This is a genomic window from Actinosynnema sp. NPDC020468 (genome assembly GCF_040642015.1).
In the GTDB taxonomy this organism is placed as follows: Bacteria; Actinomycetota; Actinomycetes; order Mycobacteriales; family Pseudonocardiaceae; genus Actinosynnema.
In genome coordinates, this window is the sequence record NZ_JBFAEO010000020.1 from 57,425 (window position 1) to 78,285 (window position 20,861).

A 20,861-nucleotide genomic window follows, 5' to 3' on the forward strand; every position below is an offset into this window, starting at 1 on the left:
TGGGCGGTCGCCGCGGTGAGGCCGCGCGATGACGGTCTACTGGTTCGTCTGGGACGCCGCCGCCGCCTGGTTCGTGGACGAGTTGGACGCCGAGGGCGCGCTGCCCCACGTGCGCGCCCTGCGGTCGGCGGGCGTGCGCGCGGCGGGGCGACCGCCGGCGCCGAACTGCCAGACACCGCCGTCGCTCGCGACCCTGTTCACCGGCACCTCGTCGCAGGAGCACGGTGTCACCGGGTTCTCGGTGCCGACCGGGCTCACCGAGCACCTCTCCGGCTTCGCGCCCGCCTACCCCGCCCGCTCCCCGGTGTGGCGGGAGGCCGGGGTGCGCGGCGCGTTCGTGCACGCACCGTGGGTGTTCGACGCGGACGGTCGGGTCGGCCCGGACGTCGAGGTCGCGATCGAGGCCTACAGCGGCAGGCTGGCCGGGAACGACACGCTGGCGATCGCGCCGGGCGAGGTCCGGGAGTGGCCGGTCGCGACCCTGCCGGTGCGCGTGGAGGGAACGGCGGACGGTGCGCTGCTGCGCGCGGGCGGAGCCGTGCACCCGACGACCACCGGCTGGACCCCGGTCCGGTTCACGCGGTCGAGGGGTTTCTGGGTGCGGCACGTCGACACCCCGAACGGCCGGGTGCTGGTGCGCACCGGCACCTGGACGGTCCGCACGGCCGGCTCGAACAGCGCGCTGGCCGCCGCGCTCGCCGACACCCCGGTGTTCGCCGGTGAGGGCGTCGGCCCGCTGTACCGCGCGGGACTGTTCGGGCGCCGGCTGGCGGAGGGCGGCGACGGCTCGGCCGAACGGGCGTTCCTGGAGTCGGTGGACCGCGTGGTGGAGTCGTTCACGGCGGCGGCGGAGCTGGTCGTCGAGGGCCACGACGCCGACCTGGTCGTGGTGTACCTGCCGTGGACCGACGACGTCGGGCACGAGCTGCTCGGGTGGTGCGACCGGCGGGCCGCCACCCACCGGCCGGACATCGCCGAGCGGGTGCGGGCGCTGCTGCGCCGGTGCTACCGCAGCGCCGACGCCGTGCTCGGCCACGCGCTGGCCCGCGCGGGCGCGGACGACACGGTGCTGCTCAGCGCCGATCACGGCATGGTCGGCAGCACGCACCTGGTATGCGTCAACGAGGTGTTGATCGCGGCCGGGCTGGCCGCCGCCGACCCGCTCGCCTCGGCCGTGGTCTACCACCCGGCCAACAACGGGTCGCTGCGGGTGAACCCGGGCGTGGTCCCGGCCTGGCGGCGCGCCGACACCATGCGGCGGGCCATGACCGCGCTGCTCGACCTGGGGCCCGCGGTGGTGACCGGGTTCCTGGGCGAGGACGCCCGGCCGACCACCGAGCCCGCCGACGTCGTCTACCTCGTCCTCGGGGACGACTACCAACCCTCGGCGGCCCGCGACGGCGGCCCCGCCGTGCGCCCGATGGTGAAGACCGGCTCGCACGTGGTGAACACCGGCAGCGACCGGCTGCACGCCACCTTCGCCGCGGCGGGCCCGGGCATCCCCTCGGGCGTCGACCTCGGCGTGGTGGACAACACCCTCGCGGCCCGGCTCGCGCGGTGCCAACTCGGGCGCGGCGACGTGCCCGCCGTACTGCCGACCACGACCTCATTCCACGGAGCGACAGCGTGAGAGACAGCGTGATGGACAGCGACGACGCACTGGCCCGACTGCTGACCGTCCCACTCCGGGACCTGGTCGACACCCGGCGCCGGTCGGTGACGGACTTCGTGTCCCGGCGCGGCCTGGAAACGGGCTCGCTCCAGGACTTCCTGCTCGGCCGCGTCGGCGACGGCGAGTTGCTGCTGACCAGTTCGCCGGTGCACGGGCTGGCCAACGAGACCAGCGACTTCGACTTCATCCGCGTCCAGGAGAGCGCGATCGACGGTCCGCGGATCGCCACCAAGATCTTCGACCGGGGGCACCACCTGGAGGTCGTCTCGTTCGCGCGCGGCGAGCTCAAGCGCAACCTCGACGAACTGACGGCGCTCGCCACCCTGCCGCCCGGCGACCTGGTGGACGGGTTCCGCTCGTGGGACAGGAGGTTCGAGCCCCGGCGCAAGCAGACCGAGCGCATCGTCAACGGCATCACCCTCGACGGGCGCGTTCCGTACCTGGCGAGCCTGCCCGCGCTGGCGCTGGTGTGGTCGCGGGCCGCGCTGCACGCGGCCGTCGAGCAGGTGGCGCACCTGTGCCTGGCCGAGGCGGCGGGCGAGTCGCGCGGTCGGGTCGGTTACGCCTACAACGTCCTGCTGCACCTGATGGACTCGGTGCTGTCGCTGCACGGGGACGTCTACACCACCCGGAAGTGGTACCTGCTGCGCTGGGCCAGGCTCGTGCGGTCGGGCGCGTGGCACGACGACGCCTACCGCGCCGCGGGCGAGGCCGTGGAACGGTTGCGGGTGTCGCTGTCGGCGGCGCTGACGGCCGGGTCGTCGGTCCGGTTGGCGGAGGACTACACGGCCCTCGTGGCGGCGGTGGCCGCGGCGACCGGCGTGACGCAGGACGTGACCGTGCGGACCGCGCTCGGCGCGTCCGCGTCCTACCGGGGTTTCCTGCCCGGCGCGGAGTTGTTGGCGGACGGCGACGCGGGCGTGCTGGTGACCTCGCGGGTGGACGAGGCCCCGGTCGCGTTGGCCGCGCTGCCCGGCGTCGACCCGAACTCCGCCACCTCGGCGTTGCGCGCGGTGCGCGCGGGCGTCGCCACGACCACCGTCGAGTACCGGGATCGGAGTGCGGCATGACCGGGACGACGATCGCGAGCAGGGTGCCCGTGTACCCCGGCGTCCGCGCCGGCCACGGCACGGCGACCCCGGACGCGGTGCGGACGTGGCTCCAGGTGGCGTGGTTGATGTTGGCCGAGTGCCGCGCCTACGTGGAGGACCTGGAGGGAGGCGTGGCGCAGCCGCAGATGCAGCAGGCCGCGAAGCTGCGGATGCTGGAACAGGTCGTGGACATCGACAACCGGCTCGCGGGCCGGGTACCCGCCGCCGACGCGCACTGCCTCGCCCTGGGCCTCGAGCACGGGTTGAGCGGGTTGGCCGACGCCACCGGCGAGGAGTTGGCCGACATCTTCGGCCTGGCCGAGGAGTTCGGCGGCGGCAGCTGCCGGGTGGACGACATCTTCACGCTGTGGGAGCGGCTGCTGGCCGGCTTCCCCGGCGAGCTGCCGGACCGGCTGGTGGCGCAGGGGCAGCGGGACATGCTGGTGACCCTGCGGCAGTGGGCGGAACTGGCCCGGTCGGCGGGGCTGGACGTGGGCCTGCTGACGCAGTTCATGAAAGACGCCTGAGGGGGGACGGGAATGGGTGCACTGGTGCGGAACACCGTCGTGGCGCGGACGCCGCTCGACGGGGTGCCGGAACAACGGGTGTGGGCGGCGGTGCGGTCGGTCGCCGAGCACGCCGGGCACGTGCTGGCGGTGTCGGCGACACCGGAGGGCGACGAGCGGTGGAGCGTGCTGCTCAACGGCAGCCGGGTCGACTGGGTGCAGCGCAACCACCCCGTCGCGGGCGGGCGGATGAGGTTCGACCAGGTGAGCGGCGACCTGGCCGAACTGGGCGGCACGTGGAGCGTCGCCGACGGCGTGCTGGGCCTGGACGTCGAGTTCCACCTGGGCGTGGACGGGCTCGCGCCGCTGCTCGACCCGATCTGGGCGCAGTCGTTCCAGGCGCACGCGGACGCGTTGGTGCGCGCCGTGGCCGCGGCGAGCCGGGAGGGCGACGCGTGACCGAGTACCTGAACTTCCTCGGCACCACCGTGCGGTTCGACGTGGAGTCCGACGCCGAGCCCGCGTTCGCGCCCGTCCGCCGGTTCTTCCGGCACGTGATGTCGGACGAGGCGACGGGCGTGCCGACGTTCCGGATCGCGGTGCGCGCCTACGACCCGGACCACGACGTCGATCCGGCGGTGTGGGCCACCGGGCAGTCGGTGATCCGGCGCAGCAACGCCGCCGAGTTCAACTTCGACGCGCACGTGGTCGAGGAGGGCGGGCGAAGGCGGTACGTCAACCGGACGACGCTGCTCGACGCGCCGCGCGACGCGGTGAAGGACAACGGCTTCGAGCTCGCCGTCACCGCGGGCTCGACGGTGCAGGTGCTGGACTTCGTGCGGGACCTGGTGATCCGCAACGAGGAGCAGCGCGGCACGGTCGTGCTGCACGCCTCCGGGGTGCGCGACGACGAGCGGGCCGTGGTGATCGCGGGCCCGAAGGGCGCGGGCAAGACCACGACCCTGTTGTCGGCGCTGCGCGGTCCTCGGTGGACGTACTTCACCGGCGACAAGCTGTTCGTGGAGGTCGTGGACGGGGTGGTGCTGGCGCACCCGTGGCGCGACTACCCGTACGTCGGCGTCGGCACGATCCTGGCCGACCCGAGGCTGACGGAGCTGGTGCGGGAGTCGGTGGACGCGGGTGTGGCCGAGCGGGCTCCGGGCGAGAAGCTGCTGATGGACCCGGACCTCTTCGAATCGTGGCTGGGCACGGAGTTCTCGGCCACGCCGAGACCGCTGGCGGCGCTGCTGCTGCCGGAGGTCCGGCCGGGCGAGCCGTTGCGCGTGTGGCGCGTCACCGACGACAACGAGCGGTGGGCGCAGCTCAACAAGATCGTGGACCGCCAGGTCGACACCACGTTCTTCACCTGGCAGTCCCACCTCGTTCCGGACTACACGGCGTTCTACGCCTCGCTGGCGCGGCTGCGCGGGCACCTGGACGACCTGCCCATGATCCGGCTGCGCGGCACCCTGGACGTCGACTTGGACGCCGTGCTCGCCGAACCGTCGACCCGTTAGGAGGCTTGGCATGCGCTTGTCCATCATCGGGTTGGCGGGCTGCGGCAAGTCCACGACGGCGGCCCTGATCGGGGAGTTCGTCGCCGAACTGGGCTTGACCTGTGCCACGGTCAAGCTCGCTAAACCGCTCTACGACCTCCAGGCGAGCGTGTACCGGGTGTCGGGCGTGGCGCTCGCCGCCGGCGTGCAGGACCAGGTGCTGATGGAGGCGCTGGCCGACGCGCTGCGCCGCGTCAACCCCCGGTCGCTGGCCGACGACTTCCTCGCCAGGCTGGCGCGGACGACCGCCGACGTGGTGCTCAACGACGACCTGCGGGACCCGTACGTGGACGCGGTGGCGTTGCGCGACAACGGTTTCCGGGTGCTGCGGGTGACCGCGGCGGCGGAGGTGCGGGAGAAGCGGCTGGCGCTGCGCGGTGACGCGTCCCGCGCCGACCGCTCGACCGAGGCCCTCGACCTGATCCACCCGGACGCCGTGGTGGACAACAGCGCTTCGCTCGCCGAGCACCGCGACGCCGTCCGCGAGTTCGTGCGGGGGTGGCTGTGATCCTCACCGGCAAGGACATCCACCGCGAGGTACTCGCGAACCGCATCCACATCGACGACTACGACCCGGAGCGCCTGGAGCCCAACAGCTACGGGTTCCGGCTCTCCCGCGAGATCATCTCCTACGACGACGACGTGATCGACTCGCGGACCCCGATCGCGTCGACCACGACCATGATGGACGACGACGGGATGGTCCTGCTGCCCGGCCGCTTCTACCTCGGCGGCACGATGGAGACGATGGGCAGCGCGCACTACGCGGCCACGCTGTACGCGTGCCGGTCCGTCTCGACGCTCGGGGTGTGGATCCAGTTCTCCGCGCCGCTGGGCCACAGCGGCGCGCTCTTCCCGTGGACGCTGGAGATCGCGGTCGCGGCGCCGGTGCGGGTCTACCCCGGCATGATCATCGGCAAGCTCGCGTTCTGGGCCATGCAGGGCGACACGATCGGCTACGCGGGCAGGTACACCGGCTCGCGGTCGGCGGTGCCGTCGAGGCTGAGCCTCGACGCGGAACGGGCGGTGACCGCCCGATGACCGACACCGACCTGTTCCGGCTGCTCGCGGCGCTCGTCCTGCTCCTGGTCGCCGCGCACCTGGTGGGCAGGGTGTTCGGCCGGTTCCGGCAACCCGTCGTGATCGGCGAGATCCTCGGCGGTCTGCTGCTCGGGCCGACCGTGCTCGGCCAGGTCGCGCCCGCCGCGAGCGAGTGGCTGTTCCCCAGGTCCGGGCCGGTGTCGTCCGGACTGGCGCTGGTCTACCAGCTCGGCCTGCTGCTGCTGATGTTCCTCACCGGCACGCAGATGCGGTCGGTGATGGTGTGGGGCAACGCCAAGGTCGTGACCGCGGTCGCGGCGGTCGGCATGGTGATCCCGTTCGCGCTGGGTCTCGGGTTCGCGGTCGCCGTCGACCCGGCGCTGATGATCGGTCCGGCGAACGGGCGCCTGTCGCTCGTCCTGGTGATCGCGGTCGCCATCTCCATCGCCAGCATCCCGGTGATCTCGCGGATCATGCTCGACCTCGGCATCCTGCGCACGTCGTTCGCGCGGATCGTGCTCGCCGTCGCCGTCCTGGAGGACGTCGTCCTCAACGTGGTGATCGCGATGTCGCTCGGGCTCGTGCACAAGGAGAAGACCGGCGGGTTCGGCCTGATCTCGTTGCTCGGCATCACCTCTCCCGCGGCGACGCTCGTCTACCACGCCCTCGTGCCCGTGGTCTTCCTCGGCGTGGCCGGGCTCCTCGCCCGCAGGCTGCCCTCCCGGTCCACCGGTCCGGGCGGGCGGTCCGCGGTGCCGGCGCGCAGCATCGTGCTGGTGCTCGCGGTGTCGGCCCTGTGCGTGTTCCTCGGCGTCGTCCCGCTGTTCGGGGCGTTCGTCGTGGGACTCGTCGCCGGTCGGGGCGCGGCCGACGGCGAGACCGGGCGCGTCGAGGTGGTCCAGGGGTTCTCGATGGCGTTCTTCACGCCCGTCTACTTCGCGGCCATCGGCCTCAGGCTCGACCTGCTGCACGACCTGGACGTGCTGTTCACCTCGGCGTTCATCCTGTTCGCCTGCCTGGCGAAAGCCGGCAGCGTGTACCTGGGCGGCAGGCTGTCCGGCACACCGCCGCTGCCGTCGCTGAACCTGGCGGTCGCGCTGAACGCGCGCGGCGGCCCCGGCATCGTCCTCGCGGGCGTCGCCCACGACGCGGGCATCGTCAACGGCCGGTTCTTCACCACGCTCGTGCTGACGGCGGTGATCACCTCGCTCGTCGCGGGGTCCTGGCTGGAAGTGGCGGTCGCGCGCAAGTTCTCCCCGTTCGACGGCACGGACGCGCCCGTCGAGCAGTCACCGCACGCGGAAAGAGGAATCACGACATGAGCACCGACCGGGTCGTCGCGATCGTCGACGCGTACTCCACGGCCCGATACTTCGCGCCGCTCTTCCGCGCCAAGGGGTTCAGGTGCGTGCACGTGCGCACGGCGCCGAGCATCCCCGCCGTGTACGCGCCGACGTTCGTCGCGTCGGACTTCGGCGACGAGGTCGTGCACACCGGCGATCCGGCCCTCACCGCCGCCGCCCTCAAGGAGTTCGACCCGGTCGCGGTCATCGCCGGCATCGAGAGCGGCGTGGAGTTGGCCGACCGGCTCAGCGAGGCGCTCGACCTGCGCACCAACGGCACGGAGCTGACCGAGGCCCGCCGCGACAAGTTCCTGATGGCCGAGACGGTGCGCGCGGCGGGAGTGCCGGTGGCGGCGCAGATCCTCACCCGGGACCGCGAGGACCTGCGCGCCTGGTTCGCGGAGTCGGGCGCGCGTCGGGTCGTCGTGAAGCCGGTCAAGAGCGCGGGCAACGACGGAATCCACTTCTGCGACGACGAGGCCGCCGTGCTGGCCGCGTTCGACGCGCTGGTCGACACCGACAGCGCGCTGGACCTGCGCAACGACGCGGTGCTCGCGCAGGAGTACCTGGAGGGCGTCGAGTACTACGTCAACACGGTGAGCCTGGACGGCGTGCACCACGTCACCGACATCCACTCGACCCGGCACCTCAACGTCAACGGCGTGCGGGACCTGCTCGGCGGCTCGCACCTGTTGGAGCGGCGCGGCCCGGAGCAGGACCTCCTCGTGGACTACGCGACGTCCGTGCTGGACGCGCTCGGTGTGCGCAACGGGCCCGCGCACACCGAGTTGAAGCTGACTCCCGCCGGTCCGCGGCTGATCGAGACGGCGTCGAGGATCTGCGGTGCCGACCTGCCCGTGCTGGTCGGCGAGGCGATCGGCGAGAGCCAGCTGGAGTGGACGGTCGACGCCTACACCGACCCGGAGAGGTTCACGGCGCGCCGCGTGGCGGACTACGTGATCCTGCGGCACGCGATCTGCGTGAACATGGTGTCGCCGAGGGCCGGGACGCTGGTGTCGTACCCGAAGCTCGCGCAGGTCGAGGCTCTGGAGAGCTTCCACGCGGCGCTGGTGAAGGTGAAGCCCGGCGGCACCGTCTCGGTCACCAGGAGCGACTTCACCTACCCGATGCTCGTCCACCTGCTGAACCCCTCGTCGGCCCTGCTCTGGCGCGACTACGCCACGACGCGGTGGCTGGACGGCGACAGCTTCTACGAGATCGCCTGATGGAGTGGCTGTGATCACCTTCGCACATCTCAGCGACCTGCACGTCGACGGCGGCGCGCGCACCGAGGAGCGCGCCGCGCGCGTGGTCGCGCACCTGGTGGGCTCACCCGGGCGGGTCGACGCGGTGCTGGTCACCGGCGACCTGACCGAGCGGGGCAGGCCGGAGGAGTACGCGACGCTGTCGCGGGTGTTGGCGCCGCTGGACGTGCCCGTGTTGTTCTGCCCCGGCAACCACGACGAGCGCGGCGCCTTCCGCTCCGCGCTGCTCGGGCTGGACGGGTCGGGTCCCGCGAACCAGGCGCACGAGGTGGCCGGGGCGTCGGTGCTGCTGTGCGACTCGGTCGTGCCCGGCGAGGCCGGCGGTGCGTTGGCGCCGGAAACACTGGCATGGCTGGACGACCGGCTCGCGGACGGGGCGGGGCCCGCGTTCATCGCGCTGCACCACCCCCCGACACCCCTGGGCATCCCGGAACTGGACCGCCTGCGGCTGCGCGAGCCGGAGGGCCTCGCGGAGGTCGTGCGGCGGCACCCGAGGGTGGCCGGGATATTGTGCGGGCACGCGCACACGGCGGCCGCGTCGACGTTCGCGTCCGTCCCGGTGCGGGTCGCGCCGGGGGTGGCGTCGACGATCCTGCTGCCGTGGGAGCACGAGGGGCAGGAGACGAGCTTCGACGCGCCCGTGGGGCTCGCGTTCCACCTCTACCGGGGAACCGTGCTGACCACGCACTTCCGCGCGCTGACCTGACCACCGGAGGAGCCGACCGATGCCCGCTGTGCTGCTGGACCTGGAAGGCACCCTGTTCGCGAAGGGAGCCCCGCTGCCCGGCGCCACCGACGCCGTGCGGGCGCTGCGGGAGTTGGGCTGCGGGCTGCGCTTCCTGACCAACATCGACTCCCGGTCGCCCGCGGCGGTCGCCGAGGAGGTGGCGGGCTACGGGCTCGAGGTGCGGGTGGCCGAGCTGTTCACCCCGGTGTCGGCGGCGCGCCAACTCTTCGCCGGGCTCGAGGGCGCGTCGGTGCACACCCTGGTGTCGACGGCGTTGCGCGAGGAGTTCGCGCACCTGCCCGCGCGCGGTCCGGTGACGCACGTGCTGGTCGGCGACTGCCGGGACACGCTGGACTACCCGGCGCTGGACGCGGCGTTCCGGGCGCTGCGCGCGGGGGCGGAACTCGTGGCGCTCCAGCGTGGCCGGTACTTCCGGCGCGACGACGGCGACCACGTCGACACGGGCGCGGTCGTCGCGGGCCTGGAGTACGCGGCGGGGGTGTCGGCGAAGGTGTTGGGCAAGCCGTCCACGGACTTCTTCGCGCTGGCGGCCCGATCGCTCGGCCTGGCCGTGTCCGACTGCGTCGTGGTGGGCGACGACGCCACCACAGACGTGGCGGGCGGCCTGGCCGCGGGCGCGGCCACGGTGCAGGTGCGCACGGGCAAGTTCGCCGCCCAGCGCGAGGAGGGCCTGACCGGCCGGGCGCACGCCGAGATCGACTCGATCGCCGACCTGCCCGCGCTGCTCGGCACGCCGCTGCGCTGAGGGCGGTTCCGCCGGTCGGTGGCCGGGTCCGCGGGAAAGGCCGGCGGCACGGCTCACGACGCGGCGGCCTCCGGGCGGGCGATCCGTCGACGCAGCACGGCGAACAGCACCACGGCGACCAACGGCGGCAGCGCGGTCAGCAGCACGACCTGACGCGCGGTGCCGCCGAGCGCCAGTGCCGAACCCGCCGCCGGCGGACCGAGGACCGCGCCCACGCGGCCGCACGCGATGGTCCACCCGACCGCCGCCGTGCGCGCGTCCGGCGGGTACAGCGACAGCGCCGCGGTCGGTGGCGTGCCGACCACCGCGATGAGCACGAACCCCACCGCGCCCAGCAGCACGAGCACCGCCGACGCGCCCAGCACCGCCCACGACACCGTCGCGATCAGCAGGCACGCCGCGGCCGCCGCGCCGACGGCCACGTCGACCACCCGCGCCCGCGTGGTCAGCACCGCGAACACCGCGCCGCCCAGCAGGCCGCCGAACCCGAGCGCCGCCACCCCCAGGGGCGCCTCCGCCGCGTCGAACCCGTAGCCGTCGGCGAGCAGGGTCGGTGTCCACGACGCGAGCACGCCCTGGGTCGCGAACACCAGTGCCGCCGTCACCCACAGCACGGCGGTCGGGCGCCCCGGTTCGACCAGCCGCCGGACGCCCGCGTCGACCCGACGGGCGACCGGGGCGACCGGCAAACCCCACCACAGCACGGGAAGCAGCACCAAGGGCACCACCGCGCCCAGCCGGAACAGCGCGGGCCAGTCGTACTCGGCGATCAGCGGTCCGGCGGCGAGGCCCGCGACCGTCGGCCCGGCGGACAACCCGAGGCTCACCACGACCCCCGCGGTCTCGCGCCGCCGGGCGGGCGCGCTGTCGGCGGCGAGCGAGATCGCCGCCGGCACCACCACACCCAGCCCGAGCCCGGTGACCAGCCGGACGACGGACAGCGCGCCCACGTCGGAGACGAGCGCGGTGGCCGCGGACCCGAGCGCGAACACCGCCGTGCCGCCAACCACCACCGCGCGCCGCCCGAACCGCGCGGCGACGCGGCCGGCGGCGAGGTAGGCGCCCAGGATGCCGAGGTTGCCCGCGACGAGCGCGCCGGTGAAGGCAGACCCGGGCAGGTCCCAGTCGTGCGCCAGGGCGGGCAGGCTCACGCCGAGAGCGGTGGTGTCGAACCCGTCGAGCAGCACCACGACCAACCCGAGCACGACCACCCGCCACCGCCCGGCGGCCGGTTCAGCGGACATGGGGGCGACGGTAGAACCCGCCGACGAAGCCGTTCTAAAGCCGCCACTCGCCCACGCGGACGCGCCGCGGTGCGGCCGTGGCGCGGTGTCGGGCCGGGGCCGGTGGACCCTCGCGGTCAGGCCGCGGTGGAGGCGTGGTGCGGCGTGGGGTCGGGGTAGTGGATCCGCGCGGTCGCGCCGCGGTGTGGGCGCGGTGCGGTGTCGGGCCGGGCCTGCGGCCCCATGCGGTCGTGCTGCGGTGCGGGCGTGGTGCGGTGTTCGGTTGGGTGGTGGATCCGCGCGGTCGTGCCGGAGGTCCTTGACCTGCCTCGGGTTTACCGGGAGGTCGTGCCGACGCGGTCGGTGTAGGCGCGGGCCACGCGGACCAGCCAGGTGATCTCGCCGTCCAGGTCCTCACCCGTGCGCAGGCGGACGGGTTCGGGCGCGGCGGGTGGGCGGTGGTCGGTGTAGGCCACCAGGGCCGAGTGGAAGTGGGCGGCCTCCACCGCGGCCTGGAGGTCCGGGCCGGTCAGGCCGGTGGTGCTCAGCGAGGCGGCGACCTCGTGGGCGGTGTGCGGGTCGACGTGCGAGCGCAGCACCAGCCAGCCGTCGCGGATCTCGATCACCCGGCGGTACAGCCGGTGCCGCAGGTCGCGCAGCACCAGGCGTTCCACGGCCGGCGCGACCGGCGGGTGCAGCGCGATCGACGGCAGCGCCGTGCAGATGTCGCGCCACAGCGGGAACAGGGCGCGGTAGTCGCGGACGTCGCGCAGCCAACCCCGGGACGCGGTCACCCGCACGCACAGCGCCGGCACGGTGATGCCCAGCAGCAGCAACGACATCCCGACGCCCTGCCACAGGGCGAGCCCGACCTCCCACGCCGACCGGGCCCGGTCCGCGGCCAGCAGCACGCCCGCGCGCACCGGCCCGTGCGGCAGCAGCACCCCCGCGCCGATCGCGGCGATCCGCAACCCCACCACCAGGTGCCGCCCGCGCGCCGCCCGCGCGTAGCGCCCGCACTGCACCACCGCCACCAGCCACGCCAGCTCGACCACCGTCAGGCACGGCGCGAGGTACACCAGGTCCACCACCCTGGACGGCCCGTCCACCAGGTAGAACCGGGACCGGAAGCCGCCCGCCGCGAACAGCGCCGTCTGCGTGCCCACCACGGTCAGCCCCACCACCGCGAGCACCCGGCACGTGCTCCGCGCCGCCGCGCCGGGCAGCGTCCAGTGCGCCAGCACGGCCAGCAACCCCAGCACCCAGCACAGCATGAGCAGGTGCGACACCAGCGCGACGACGCCCGCCCCGAGCCACCGGTCGACCCGCCCGTCGGCGGCCAGCGCCGCGGCGGCGAACGCGAACCCGCACAACCCCAGCGCCGGCACGAGCGCGCACAGCGCCGGGTCGGCCCGCTTGCCGCGCAGCTCGAAGACCTTGACCCCGAACGCGAGCCACGCCACCAGGGCGCAGCACGCGAACGTGGCGCTCTCGACCACCACTACCCGACCACCGCTAGGCGAGCGAGTTGCTGATGCGGGCGACGACGGCGGTGGGCTCCGCGCGCCTGGCCCGGAGCGCCACGTCGCTCAGCAGGCGCAGGATCAGCCCGGCCACCACCTCGGCCTCGCGCTCGTCGTCGTGCGAGTAGCCGGCGCGGTGCAGCGCGGCGCCGACGAGGGCGGGATCGAGGTCGGGGAACAACGCCTGCGGTGTGCCCGTGTGCTCGCACAGGATGTGCGCGAGTTCGTGCGCGATGATGTGGTCGCGGTGCGGTTTGCTGGTGTCCGACTCGTGCACGATGAAATCGGCGAAGTCGGTCGCGACCCACATCCCGCACGGGTGGTCCGCGCCGAGTGCGAGCGCCACCAGGTGGATCGGCCGGCCGCGCTGCCGGCCCACCTCGTGGCACAGCGAGACGACGTCGTGCGCGGGCGGCACGGGCAGTCCGGACAGTCGGGCCTCGCAGGCCCGCGCGAACCGCCGGGATCGGATTCCGCGTCGAACGGCTTCGAGCCAGGAAACAGGTCCCACGACGTCTCTCCCCCCGAAATCGCGTCACTCCCGGACCGGAGGCAGCCCCCGCTGCTCGCGGATCTGGTCGAGCACCGCCGTGATCATCTCCAGGCTCTCCGGCGGCAATCCGATACTACGCAAGGCGACGGCCCGGACACCGGCTTGTCGGAACTCGTCGAGTACGGCGAGTTGGCTGTCCACTCGATCGGCGTAATCAGGGTCGATGAAGTACGCGGGGGACACCCCGAAAAATCGGGCCAGCGCGACCTGGAGTTCCGGCGACGGGCGAACCCGTTTTCCGGTGCGCAACGCGGAGAGGTACGTGCCGCTGACCCGGAGACCGGGATTGTCCCGCTTGATCTCCTCGGCGACCTCGTCGTTGGTCCAGCGCCGGTCGCCCGGCCTGCTGGTGCGGAACAACGTGTCCAGCCTGGCGGCCAGGATCGAGCCGCTGTCCTCTGCGGGCAAACGGGCCTCCCGGTGGACGTGCGCCCACCAGGTGGACGGTCGGTCGACATCGATCTTGATTCTAGTCCCGTGGTTGACCGTCGGTGGGCCTGCTAGTAACTTTCGCCACGGGGAGTCGACTGTCAGTCGAATTTGCGACCGGTGGTCGGAAACGGGGTCGAACCGGGTTGACGGTCCCGGTTCGCTTCGGTAGAACAGTTCCACCTCGGCAGCGTCGCCGGATCCGCGTGCATCACGCGCCCCTGCCGTCCTCGGCGCGATTCTCTTGTTCAATGCCGCCGACGGGGGTCCTGCGGTTACTTCACTGGCTATGGGGGGCCGATAGTTGAGGTACGAGATCCTGGGGTTACTCCGCGTGGTGGACGACAAGGGCGTCTACACGCTCGGCGCGCGGAAGATGGAAACACTCCTGGCCGTGCTGCTGATCAGATCCAGCAGAGTGGTCTCGATAGAGCAGTTGATCGCGGAACTGTGGCCGGAGAAACCGCCGCGACGGGCCACCGCGGCGTTGCACGTCTACATCTCGCAGTTGCGAAAGTTTCTCGGCCGGGCCACTTCCGGGAACAGCGCGATCGTCACCCGTTCGCCCGGTTACTTCCTCGATGTGGGTGCCGACGAAACGGACCTGGGCGATTTCCTCCGGTTGGTCGATCAAGGCCGCGCGCACGCCCGCGCGCAACGCCACGAGGACGCCGTCTGCGCGTTGCAGCGGGCACTCGGCCTCTGGCGCGGCAGCCTGTCGCCGGACCTGTGCGACGGCCCGATCATGCGCGGGTTCGCCGCGTGGCTGGAGGAGTTGCGGCTCGAGTGCGTCGAGGTGATGGCGGGGTCGAGCCTCGCGATCGGCCGCCACCAGGAGTTGACGCCGCTGCTCTACCAGATGGTGGACGAGCACCCGCTGAACGAGACCTTCTACGAGCAGTTGATGACCGCGCTCGACCGGTCGGGCCGGCGTGCCGAGGCCTTGCGGGTCTACCACTCCGTGCGCACCACGCTCCGCGAGGAACTGGGCCTCGAGCCGAGCCGGGCGCTGGAGGACCGGCTCCAGGACATCCTCGTGCTCCGCACCTGACCGCCCGCTACGCACGGTGATCGAAGTGGTGCCGTGCGTGTAGGATCGCCGGGTTCGGTGAGTGCGTCCGCGAGGAGGTGTGCGGGTGACGACGACCGGTTCCCCCGACCCGGCGGAACGGACCAGGCCGCTGCGGGTGGACGCCCGGCGCAACCGCGCCCGCCTCCTGGAGGTCGCCCGGGACACCTTCGCGACCGAGGGCCTCGCCGTGCCCATCGACGAGATCGCCCGCCGGGCGGGCGTCGGCGCGGGCACCGTCTACCGGCACTTCCCCACCAAGGAGTCGCTGTTCGAGGCGATCCTGCTCAGCGACGTGGAGAAGCTGGTCGCGGAGGCCAGGTCGCTGGTCGACTCCGACGACCCGGGCGGCACGTTCTTCGCGTTCTGCACCCGGATGGTGGAGGACGGCGCCACCAACCGCGCCCTGACCGACGCCCTGACCGGGGTGAACATCGACGTCGAGGCGGCCATCGCGACCGCGACCGGCGACCTGCACCGCGCGTTGGCCGTGCTGCTGGTGCGCGCGCAGGAGGCGGGCGTGGTCCGCGACGACGTGGGCGCGGCGGAACTGCGCGGCCTCCTGGTGGGCACCTGCCTGGCCGCGGAGCGCTCGGCCAAGGACACCGCCGTGGTGGGCCGCATGGTGGCCGTGGTCTGCGACGGTCTGCGCCGCTCGAGGTCCTGATCCCGCTCACCCGGTCGGCGCGCCGAACCACCTCGTCAACGCCTCGCGCGCGCCCTCGGTCCCGCCGTCGGTCGCCCACGCCACGTGACCGTCCGGCCGCAGCAGGAACGCCGTGCCGGGCAGGTCCGGCGAGGGCTCGGCGGTCACCACGTCCACCCGGTCCTCCCAGCCGGCCGCGGTGAGGTCGAGCGCGCCGGCCGAGAGGTCGAGCAGCACCCCGCGCCCGGACCGCAGCAGCGCGGTGACGGTCGTGGCACCCCGGGAGGTGGTCACCGCCGCGGTCGGCAGCCGGGCGCCCAGGCTCGGGTGTCCGGGACCGCCGACCGGGTAGCGGACACCGCGGCCGGTCACCGCGTCGAGGAGGAACCGGCTCACCCCGCGCAGCGCGATCAGCCTGCCGAGCACCTCGCGCACCGCCGCCACCTCGGCCGCCGGCCGGGACAGCTGGACCTGTGCCAGCGCGGTCGTGCCGGCCCACGCGCCGACCGGGTGCCGTTCCGCGTGGTAGGTGTCGAGCAGCGCGTCCTCGCGGCCGGCGAGCACGGCGGCCAGCTTCCAGCCCAGGTTCACCGCGTCGTGCAGTCCGGTTTCGATGCCCTGACCGTTGAGCGGGAAGAACACGTGCGCCGCGTCGCCCGCCAGGAAGACCCGACCCCGCCGGTACTCCGCCGCGTTGCGGGTCGAGTGGGCGTAGCGCTCCGCCCACCGCACCCCGGTCACCGGCAGTTCGGCCCGCACCAGCCGACGCGCGGCGGCCACCAGTTCGGCGGTGGTCACCTCGCCGGTGGGCGCGGGCCGGCCGAACTCGGCGGTCACCAGCCGCAGCAGGCCGGGCGCGAGCGGCGCGGCCGTGTAGTGGCCGCCCGACTCGGTGTACCGGACGCCGATCAGGTCCGGGGTCAGCCGGGTCGGGTCCACCTCGACGTCGCCGACGAGACCGTGGAACGGCGCGTCCACGCCCGGGAAGTCGATGCCCGCCGCGGACCGCACGGTGCTCGACCGGCCGTCCGCGCCCACCACGTAGTCCGCGGCCAGTTGCGTGCCGTCGGCGAACCGCACCCGCGCGCCCTCGGCGTCCTGGATCACCCCGACCACGTCGGCGCCCCGCCGCAGCCGGGCTCCCCGTGCGACCGCGTGCCGGGCCAGCACCTCCTCCAGCCGGGTTTGCCCGACCAGCAGGGTGTTCTCGCGCGGGCCGGGCACCGCGTCGAGGTCCAGCGGCAGCAACGCGAAGTGCGCGCTCGGCAGTTCCACCGCGCCCGCGCGCACCTCGTCCAGCAGACCGCGCTGGTCGAGCAGCTCGACGGCGCCCGCGTTGATCGCGAGGCCCGGCGCGCGACCGGCCCGGTCACCCCGGTCGACCACCGTGGCGTCCACTCCGGACAGTCCCAGCTCGACGGCGAGCGCGAGGCCGGTGACACCCGCGCCCACCACGACCACGTGACCCATGCGATGTCCTCTCGTCGGTCGGTCGGCGCACGGGGTCAGCCCGCGGCCAGGATCGTGCCCAGGTGGGCGGCCAGCGCGTCCGGCGTGGGGTGGTCGAACAGCGCCACCGGCGGCAGGTCCAGCCCGAACGCGGCCTTGAGCCGGTTGCTCAGGTCGAGCGCGGCGAACGAGGAGAAGCCCAGGTCGAGGAGGTTCGCGCCCGGCTCGACGGCGTCCGCCGAGACGTGCCCCAGCACGGCCGCCGCCTGACCGCGGAGCACGTCGACCAGCACCGCGTGCCGCTCGGCCGGGTCGACGCCGGCCAGCCGCTCGCGCAACCAGGTGTGCCCGGTGTCGCCGGCGGTAGGCGCGAGCACCCGGGCCGCCTCCGGGATCCGGCCGACCAGCGTGGAACGCCCGTGCCGCACCACGTGCCGCTCCCAGTCCACGTCGGCCAGCACCAGCGGACCCTCGTGCCGCAACGCGGCCAACGCCGACCGCCGGGGCACCGCGCGCTCGCCGTCCCGCGGACCCCACGCGATCACCGAGGCCCGCAGCCCGCGCGCCCGCCGGCCGGCCACGACCGCGTCGAACACCGCGTGCGCCCCGAACACCGCGTCCAGCGGCGCGCACACCTGGAACGCCGCCAGGTCGCCCGCCTCCTCGGCCAGCCGCCGCAGCACCTCGGGGTCGTCGGCGAGGTGCACCACGGCGTCGACGTCCGGAGGCACTCCCGCGCGGTCCGCCGCCGGCACCACCTCCGCGCCCCGCCGCGTCAACCAGGTCGCGATCTCCTTGCCCCACACCGAGTCCGCGTCGGTCAGCAGCACCCGCCCGGCCGGCCGCCACACCGGCTCGGGCTCGGGGACGCGGTCGAGCCGGCGTGCGAACACGCCGGTGCCGCGGATCGCCACCCGGTCGTCCTCGTACCGGCCGGCCAGCACCTCGGCGAGCACGGCGCGGGTCGCGTCGTCGGTGTCGGCGGGCAGGTCCACCAGCCGGTACCCGCGCGCACCGCCCTCGTCCCACCGCCGGGCCTGGTCGTGGTCGGGCACCGTGCCGCCGGCCACCACACCCGTGGTGGTGAGCAGCCATACCGGCAGGTCGACTCGGTCCGGCAGAACGGTCGTGGTGATGATCCCGGCGGCTCCCCGGTGCACCGGGTCGCCCGGTGTCCACCTCCTCGTGTCGGCCAGGACGCGTGCGGCGTCGGTCGTGCCGTCGCCCACGAGCAGCCAGGTGCCGGTCGGCGAGCCGACCCGGGTGGGGGTGACGCGCGTCCACGTCGGTCGGTACCACCAGTCGCGGCGCCGCCGTCGTTCGGCGAGCAGGGGCAGCACCTCGCGCAGCGCCTCCTGCTCGTGGTCGTCCAGGTCCAGGTCGGCCAGTTCGGACGGCGGCTCGGGCGGAGGCGCGGTGAGCCAGTAGGACTGCCGCTGGAACGGGTAGGTCGGCAGCGGCAGGTGCGCCCGAGCGGTGCCGGTGACGTGTGCGCCGCGTGTGTGCGCGACGGCGAGCGCGGCCAGATAGGCGTCGACCTGCGGTCGTTTTCGTTGCTGCATGGGCGTTCCACCGACGATCCCGCTCAGCGTGCCGTCGGGTCCGATCTCGAGGAACGTCGTGACGCCGACGTCGGTGAGGGTGGTGATCGTGTCGTGGAACCGGACGGTGGCGCGGAGGTGTTCGGCCCAGTGGTCGGGTGAGGTGAGCCGGTCGGCGATCGTGCCGGTGACGGTCGAGACGACGGGGATCCGGGGCTCGCGATAGGTGAGCGTGGCGGCCACGGCTCGGAACTCGGCGAGGACGTCGTCCATGTGGTGGGAGTGGAAGGCGTGGCCGACCTGGAGCACGGTCGTTCTGCGGCCCAGCTCGCGGAATCGTTCGGCGACGCGGTGGACGGTGTCGTGGTCGCCGGAGATGACGAGGTTGTCGGGGCTGTTGACGGCGGCGATGTCCACCGCGTCGGGTAGTTCGTGTTCCTGGGCTTGCAGGGCGATCATGGCTCCGTCTGCGCGGGCGGTGTGCATGAGTCGGGCGCGGGCGGAGACGAGGGTCGTGGCGTCGGCCAGGTCGAGGACTCCGGCGAGGTGGGCGGCGGTGAGTTCGCCGATCGAGTGCCCGGCCAGGTAGTCGGGTGTCAGGCCGTGGTGCACGGCCAGGCGGTACAGCGCGACCTCGTGGGCGAACAGCGCGGGTTGGGCGTGCAGTGTCCGGTCGAGCGCGTCGGCGTCGATCGGGACCTCCAGGTGGGCCACCACGTCGTCGTAGGCCTGGGCGTACACGGGGAAGGCCTCGTACAGCTCGCGGCCCATGCCCGGGTACTGGCTGCCCTGGCCGGTGAACAGGAACGCGGTTCTGCCCGGTTCGGCGAGACCGGTGACCAGGGACGGGTGGGAGGTGGCGGAGGCAAGGGCTTCGAGGGCGCGCAGGTGGTCGGCGGTGATCGCGGCGCGGTGGTCGAAGCGGGCGCGGTGGACGAGGGTCGCGGCGACCTCGTCCGGCGCGGCGGGGTGGGCGGTCAGGTGGGCGAGCAGGGCGCGGGCCTGGTCGCGCAGGGCGGCGCTGGTGCGGGCGGACAGCAGCCAGGGCAGGGGTTCGGTCGAGGGTGGTGGCGCGGCCGGTGCCTCCTCGATGATCACGTGGGCGTTGGTGCCGCTGATCCCGAACGACGACACACCCGCGCGGCGGGGTCGGTCGCCCGGCGGCCACGGGCGGTTCGCGGTGAGCAGCGTGACGGAGCCCGCCGACCAGTCGACGTGCGGCGCCGGCTCGTCCACGTGGATCGTGCGGGGGAGCAGGTCGTGGCGCAGCGCCTGCACGACCTTGATCACGCCCGCGACACCTGCCGCGGCCTGGGCGTGGCCCAGGTTGGACTTGAGCGAGCCGAGCCACACCGGTCCGCGTTCCCGCCCGTAGGTGGCGATCAGGGCTTGGGCCTCGACGGGGTCGCCCAACGTCGTCCCGGTGCCGTGGCCCTCGACCGCGTCGACGTCCGCGGTGGACAGTCGGGAGTCGGCCAGCGCGGCCCGGATCACGCGTTCCTGGGACGGGCCGTGCGGCGCGGACAGGCCGTTGGACGCGCCGTCCTGGTTGACCGCGCTGCCCCGCACGACCGCGAGCACCGGGTGGCCGTGCCGCCGGGCGTCGGACAGCCTCTCCAGCAGCAGCACCCCGGCGCCCTCGCTCCAGGCGGCTCCGTCGGCCGCCCCGGCGAACGACTTGCACCGGCCGTCGGGCGCGAGCCCGCGCTGCCGGGAGAACTCGATGAACACGCCCGGTCCGGTCAGCACCGCGACCCCGCCCGCCAGCGCCAGCGCGGACTCGCCCGACCGCAGCGACCGGATCGCCAGGTGCAGGGCGACCAACGACGACGAGCACGCGGTGTCGACGGTGATCGCGGGTCCCTCCAGCCCGAACGTGTAGGACACGCGGCCGGAGGCGACGCTGCCCGCCGAGCCGAAGCCCAGGTAGCCCTCGACCTGGTCGAGCACGCCGCCCAGCCGGTCGCCCAGGTGCGTGCCGTAGTCCCCGTACATGACACCGGCGAACACCCCGGTTCGGCTGCCGCGCAACGAGTGCGGGTCGATGCCGGCGCTCTCGACGGCCTCCCAGGAGGTTTCCAGCAGCAGCCGCTGCTGGGGGTCGGTGGCCAGCGCCTCGCGCGGCGACATGCCGAAGAACGCCGGGTCGAACCGGTCCGCGTCGGGCAGGAAACCGCCGTGCCGCACGTAGGTGGTGCCGGAGCGGTCGGGGTTCGGGTCGTGCACGTCGGGCCAGCCCCGGTCGGTCGGGAACTCCGAGATCGCGTCCGCCCCGGCCGCCACCAGCCGCCACAGGTCGTCGGGCGTCCGCACGCCACCCGGGTACCGGCACGCCATGCCGACGATCGCGATCGGCTCGTGCCGTGCGTCCTCCGCGTCCCGCAGCTGCCGTCGGGTGCGGGCGAGGTCGGCGGTGACCTTCCTGAGGTACTCGACGAGCTTGTCCTCGCTGACCATGGGC

Annotated in this window: 19 protein-coding genes; 13 read left to right on the top strand and 6 right to left on the bottom strand. The window is 73.7% G+C overall.

The window, feature by feature from the left end:
• Nucleotides 1-28: 28 nt before the first annotated feature.
• Genes AB0G50_RS16535 through AB0G50_RS16585 form a run of 11 tightly spaced genes read left to right on the top strand, consistent with a single transcriptional unit; the run spans nt 29 to nt 9,967 of the window.
• Nucleotides 29-1,630 (top strand): alkaline phosphatase family protein, encoded by a 1,602-nt coding sequence (locus AB0G50_RS16535; protein WP_360108466.1) that lies wholly within the window; start codon nt 29-31, stop codon nt 1,628-1,630.
• Entirely contained in the window at nt 1,627-2,742 is a 1,116-nt protein-coding gene (locus tag AB0G50_RS16540) for a DUF6001 family protein (protein WP_360108469.1), read from the top strand. The genes AB0G50_RS16535 and AB0G50_RS16540 overlap by 4 nt, the downstream gene beginning before the upstream one ends.
• Complete coding sequence (locus tag AB0G50_RS16545; RefSeq protein WP_360108472.1) at nt 2,739-3,290, top strand: DUF6031 family protein; 552 nt, start codon at nt 2,739-2,741, stop codon at nt 3,288-3,290. Before AB0G50_RS16540 ends, AB0G50_RS16545 begins: the two co-directional genes overlap by 4 nt.
• Nucleotides 3,291-3,302: 12 nt before the next feature.
• Nucleotides 3,303-3,728: an SRPBCC family protein gene (locus AB0G50_RS16550; RefSeq protein WP_360108475.1), complete on the top strand. Its 426-nt coding sequence runs from the start codon at nt 3,303-3,305 to the stop codon at nt 3,726-3,728.
• On the top strand, nt 3,725-4,786 hold the full coding sequence (locus AB0G50_RS16555) for a hypothetical protein (protein ID WP_360108478.1): 1,062 nt from the start codon (nt 3,725-3,727) through the stop codon (nt 4,784-4,786). The genes AB0G50_RS16550 and AB0G50_RS16555 overlap by 4 nt, the downstream gene beginning before the upstream one ends.
• A 10-nt stretch (nt 4,787-4,796) precedes the next feature.
• Nucleotides 4,797-5,333, top strand: coding sequence for a hypothetical protein (locus tag AB0G50_RS16560; RefSeq protein ID WP_360108481.1), 537 nt, complete (start codon nt 4,797-4,799; stop codon nt 5,331-5,333).
• Entirely contained in the window at nt 5,324-5,866 is a 543-nt protein-coding gene (locus AB0G50_RS16565) for a deoxycytidine triphosphate deaminase (protein WP_360108484.1), read from the top strand. The genes AB0G50_RS16560 and AB0G50_RS16565 overlap by 10 nt, the downstream gene beginning before the upstream one ends.
• Nucleotides 5,863-7,188, top strand: a complete 1,326-nt coding sequence (locus AB0G50_RS16570) for a cation:proton antiporter (RefSeq protein ID WP_360108487.1) — start codon at nt 5,863-5,865, stop codon at nt 7,186-7,188. Before AB0G50_RS16565 ends, AB0G50_RS16570 begins: the two co-directional genes overlap by 4 nt.
• Complete coding sequence (locus AB0G50_RS16575; RefSeq protein WP_360108490.1) at nt 7,185-8,435, top strand: ATP-grasp domain-containing protein; 1,251 nt, start codon at nt 7,185-7,187, stop codon at nt 8,433-8,435. Before AB0G50_RS16570 ends, AB0G50_RS16575 begins: the two co-directional genes overlap by 4 nt.
• A gap of 10 nt (nt 8,436-8,445) precedes the next feature.
• Entirely contained in the window at nt 8,446-9,180 is a 735-nt protein-coding gene (locus AB0G50_RS16580; protein WP_360108493.1) for a phosphodiesterase, read from the top strand.
• A 19-nt stretch (nt 9,181-9,199) separates the two neighbouring features.
• Entirely contained in the window at nt 9,200-9,967 is a 768-nt protein-coding gene (locus AB0G50_RS16585; RefSeq protein WP_360108496.1) for an HAD hydrolase-like protein, read from the top strand.
• A 53-nt stretch (nt 9,968-10,020) separates the two neighbouring features.
• Here the strand turns inward: AB0G50_RS16585 and AB0G50_RS16590 are convergent, their stop codons facing one another.
• The 4 genes from AB0G50_RS16590 to AB0G50_RS16605 all read right to left on the bottom strand — a co-directional run bounded on the left by AB0G50_RS16590 (nt 10,021) and on the right by AB0G50_RS16605 (nt 13,674).
• On the bottom strand, nt 10,021-11,211 hold the full coding sequence (locus AB0G50_RS16590; RefSeq protein ID WP_360108499.1) for an MFS transporter: 1,191 nt from the start codon (nt 11,209-11,211) through the stop codon (nt 10,021-10,023).
• Between the two features lie 314 nt (nt 11,212-11,525).
• Complete coding sequence (locus AB0G50_RS16595) at nt 11,526-12,692, bottom strand: MAB_1171c family putative transporter (RefSeq protein WP_360108502.1); 1,167 nt, start codon at nt 12,690-12,692, stop codon at nt 11,526-11,528.
• Between the two features lie 13 nt (nt 12,693-12,705).
• A complete protein-coding gene (locus AB0G50_RS16600) occupies nt 12,706-13,224 on the bottom strand; it encodes a hypothetical protein (RefSeq protein ID WP_360108505.1) in 519 nt (172 codons plus the stop codon).
• A 24-nt stretch (nt 13,225-13,248) separates the two neighbouring features.
• Nucleotides 13,249-13,674, bottom strand: coding sequence for a helix-turn-helix transcriptional regulator (locus AB0G50_RS16605; RefSeq protein ID WP_360108508.1), 426 nt, complete (start codon nt 13,672-13,674; stop codon nt 13,249-13,251).
• A gap of 325 nt (nt 13,675-13,999) precedes the next feature.
• Between AB0G50_RS16605 and AB0G50_RS16610 the strand changes: the two genes are divergently transcribed.
• On the top strand, nt 14,000-14,746 hold the full coding sequence (locus AB0G50_RS16610; RefSeq protein ID WP_360108511.1) for an AfsR/SARP family transcriptional regulator: 747 nt from the start codon (nt 14,000-14,002) through the stop codon (nt 14,744-14,746).
• A gap of 85 nt (nt 14,747-14,831) precedes the next feature.
• The gene (locus AB0G50_RS16615; RefSeq protein WP_360108514.1) at nt 14,832-15,431 is read left to right on the top strand and encodes a helix-turn-helix domain-containing protein; all 600 of its coding nucleotides are present in this window, start codon (nt 14,832-14,834) and stop codon (nt 15,429-15,431) included.
• A gap of 6 nt (nt 15,432-15,437) precedes the next feature.
• Here the strand turns inward: AB0G50_RS16615 and AB0G50_RS16620 are convergent, their stop codons facing one another.
• Complete coding sequence (locus AB0G50_RS16620) at nt 15,438-16,880, bottom strand: FAD-dependent monooxygenase (protein ID WP_360108517.1); 1,443 nt, start codon at nt 16,878-16,880, stop codon at nt 15,438-15,440.
• Between the two features lie 35 nt (nt 16,881-16,915).
• On the bottom strand, nt 16,916-20,857 hold the full coding sequence (locus AB0G50_RS16625; protein WP_360108519.1) for a beta-ketoacyl synthase N-terminal-like domain-containing protein: 3,942 nt from the start codon (nt 20,855-20,857) through the stop codon (nt 16,916-16,918).
• Nucleotides 20,858-20,861 lie beyond the last annotated feature (4 nt).

What these genes read in the sequence shown, in the direction of transcription:
- AB0G50_RS16535 (WP_360108466.1), top strand. Translation starts at nt 29, where the DNA reads ATGACGGTCTACTGGTTCGTCTGGGACGCCGCCGCCGCCTGGTTCGTG.
- AB0G50_RS16545 (WP_360108472.1), top strand. Translation starts at nt 2,739, where the DNA reads ATGACCGGGACGACGATCGCGAGCAGGGTGCCCGTGTACCCCGGCGTC.
- AB0G50_RS16550 (WP_360108475.1), top strand. Translation starts at nt 3,303, where the DNA reads ATGGGTGCACTGGTGCGGAACACCGTCGTGGCGCGGACGCCGCTCGAC.
- AB0G50_RS16560 (WP_360108481.1), top strand. Translation starts at nt 4,797, where the DNA reads ATGCGCTTGTCCATCATCGGGTTGGCGGGCTGCGGCAAGTCCACGACG.
- AB0G50_RS16570 (WP_360108487.1), top strand. Translation starts at nt 5,863, where the DNA reads ATGACCGACACCGACCTGTTCCGGCTGCTCGCGGCGCTCGTCCTGCTC.
- AB0G50_RS16575 (WP_360108490.1), top strand. Translation starts at nt 7,185, where the DNA reads ATGAGCACCGACCGGGTCGTCGCGATCGTCGACGCGTACTCCACGGCC.
- AB0G50_RS16585 (WP_360108496.1), top strand. Translation starts at nt 9,200, where the DNA reads ATGCCCGCTGTGCTGCTGGACCTGGAAGGCACCCTGTTCGCGAAGGGA.
- AB0G50_RS16590 (WP_360108499.1), bottom strand. Translation starts at nt 11,211, where the DNA reads ATGTCCGCTGAACCGGCCGCCGGGCGGTGGCGGGTGGTCGTGCTCGGG.
- AB0G50_RS16620 (WP_360108517.1), bottom strand. Translation starts at nt 16,880, where the DNA reads ATGGGTCACGTGGTCGTGGTGGGCGCGGGTGTCACCGGCCTCGCGCTC.
- AB0G50_RS16625 (WP_360108519.1), bottom strand. Translation starts at nt 20,857, where the DNA reads ATGGTCAGCGAGGACAAGCTCGTCGAGTACCTCAGGAAGGTCACCGCC.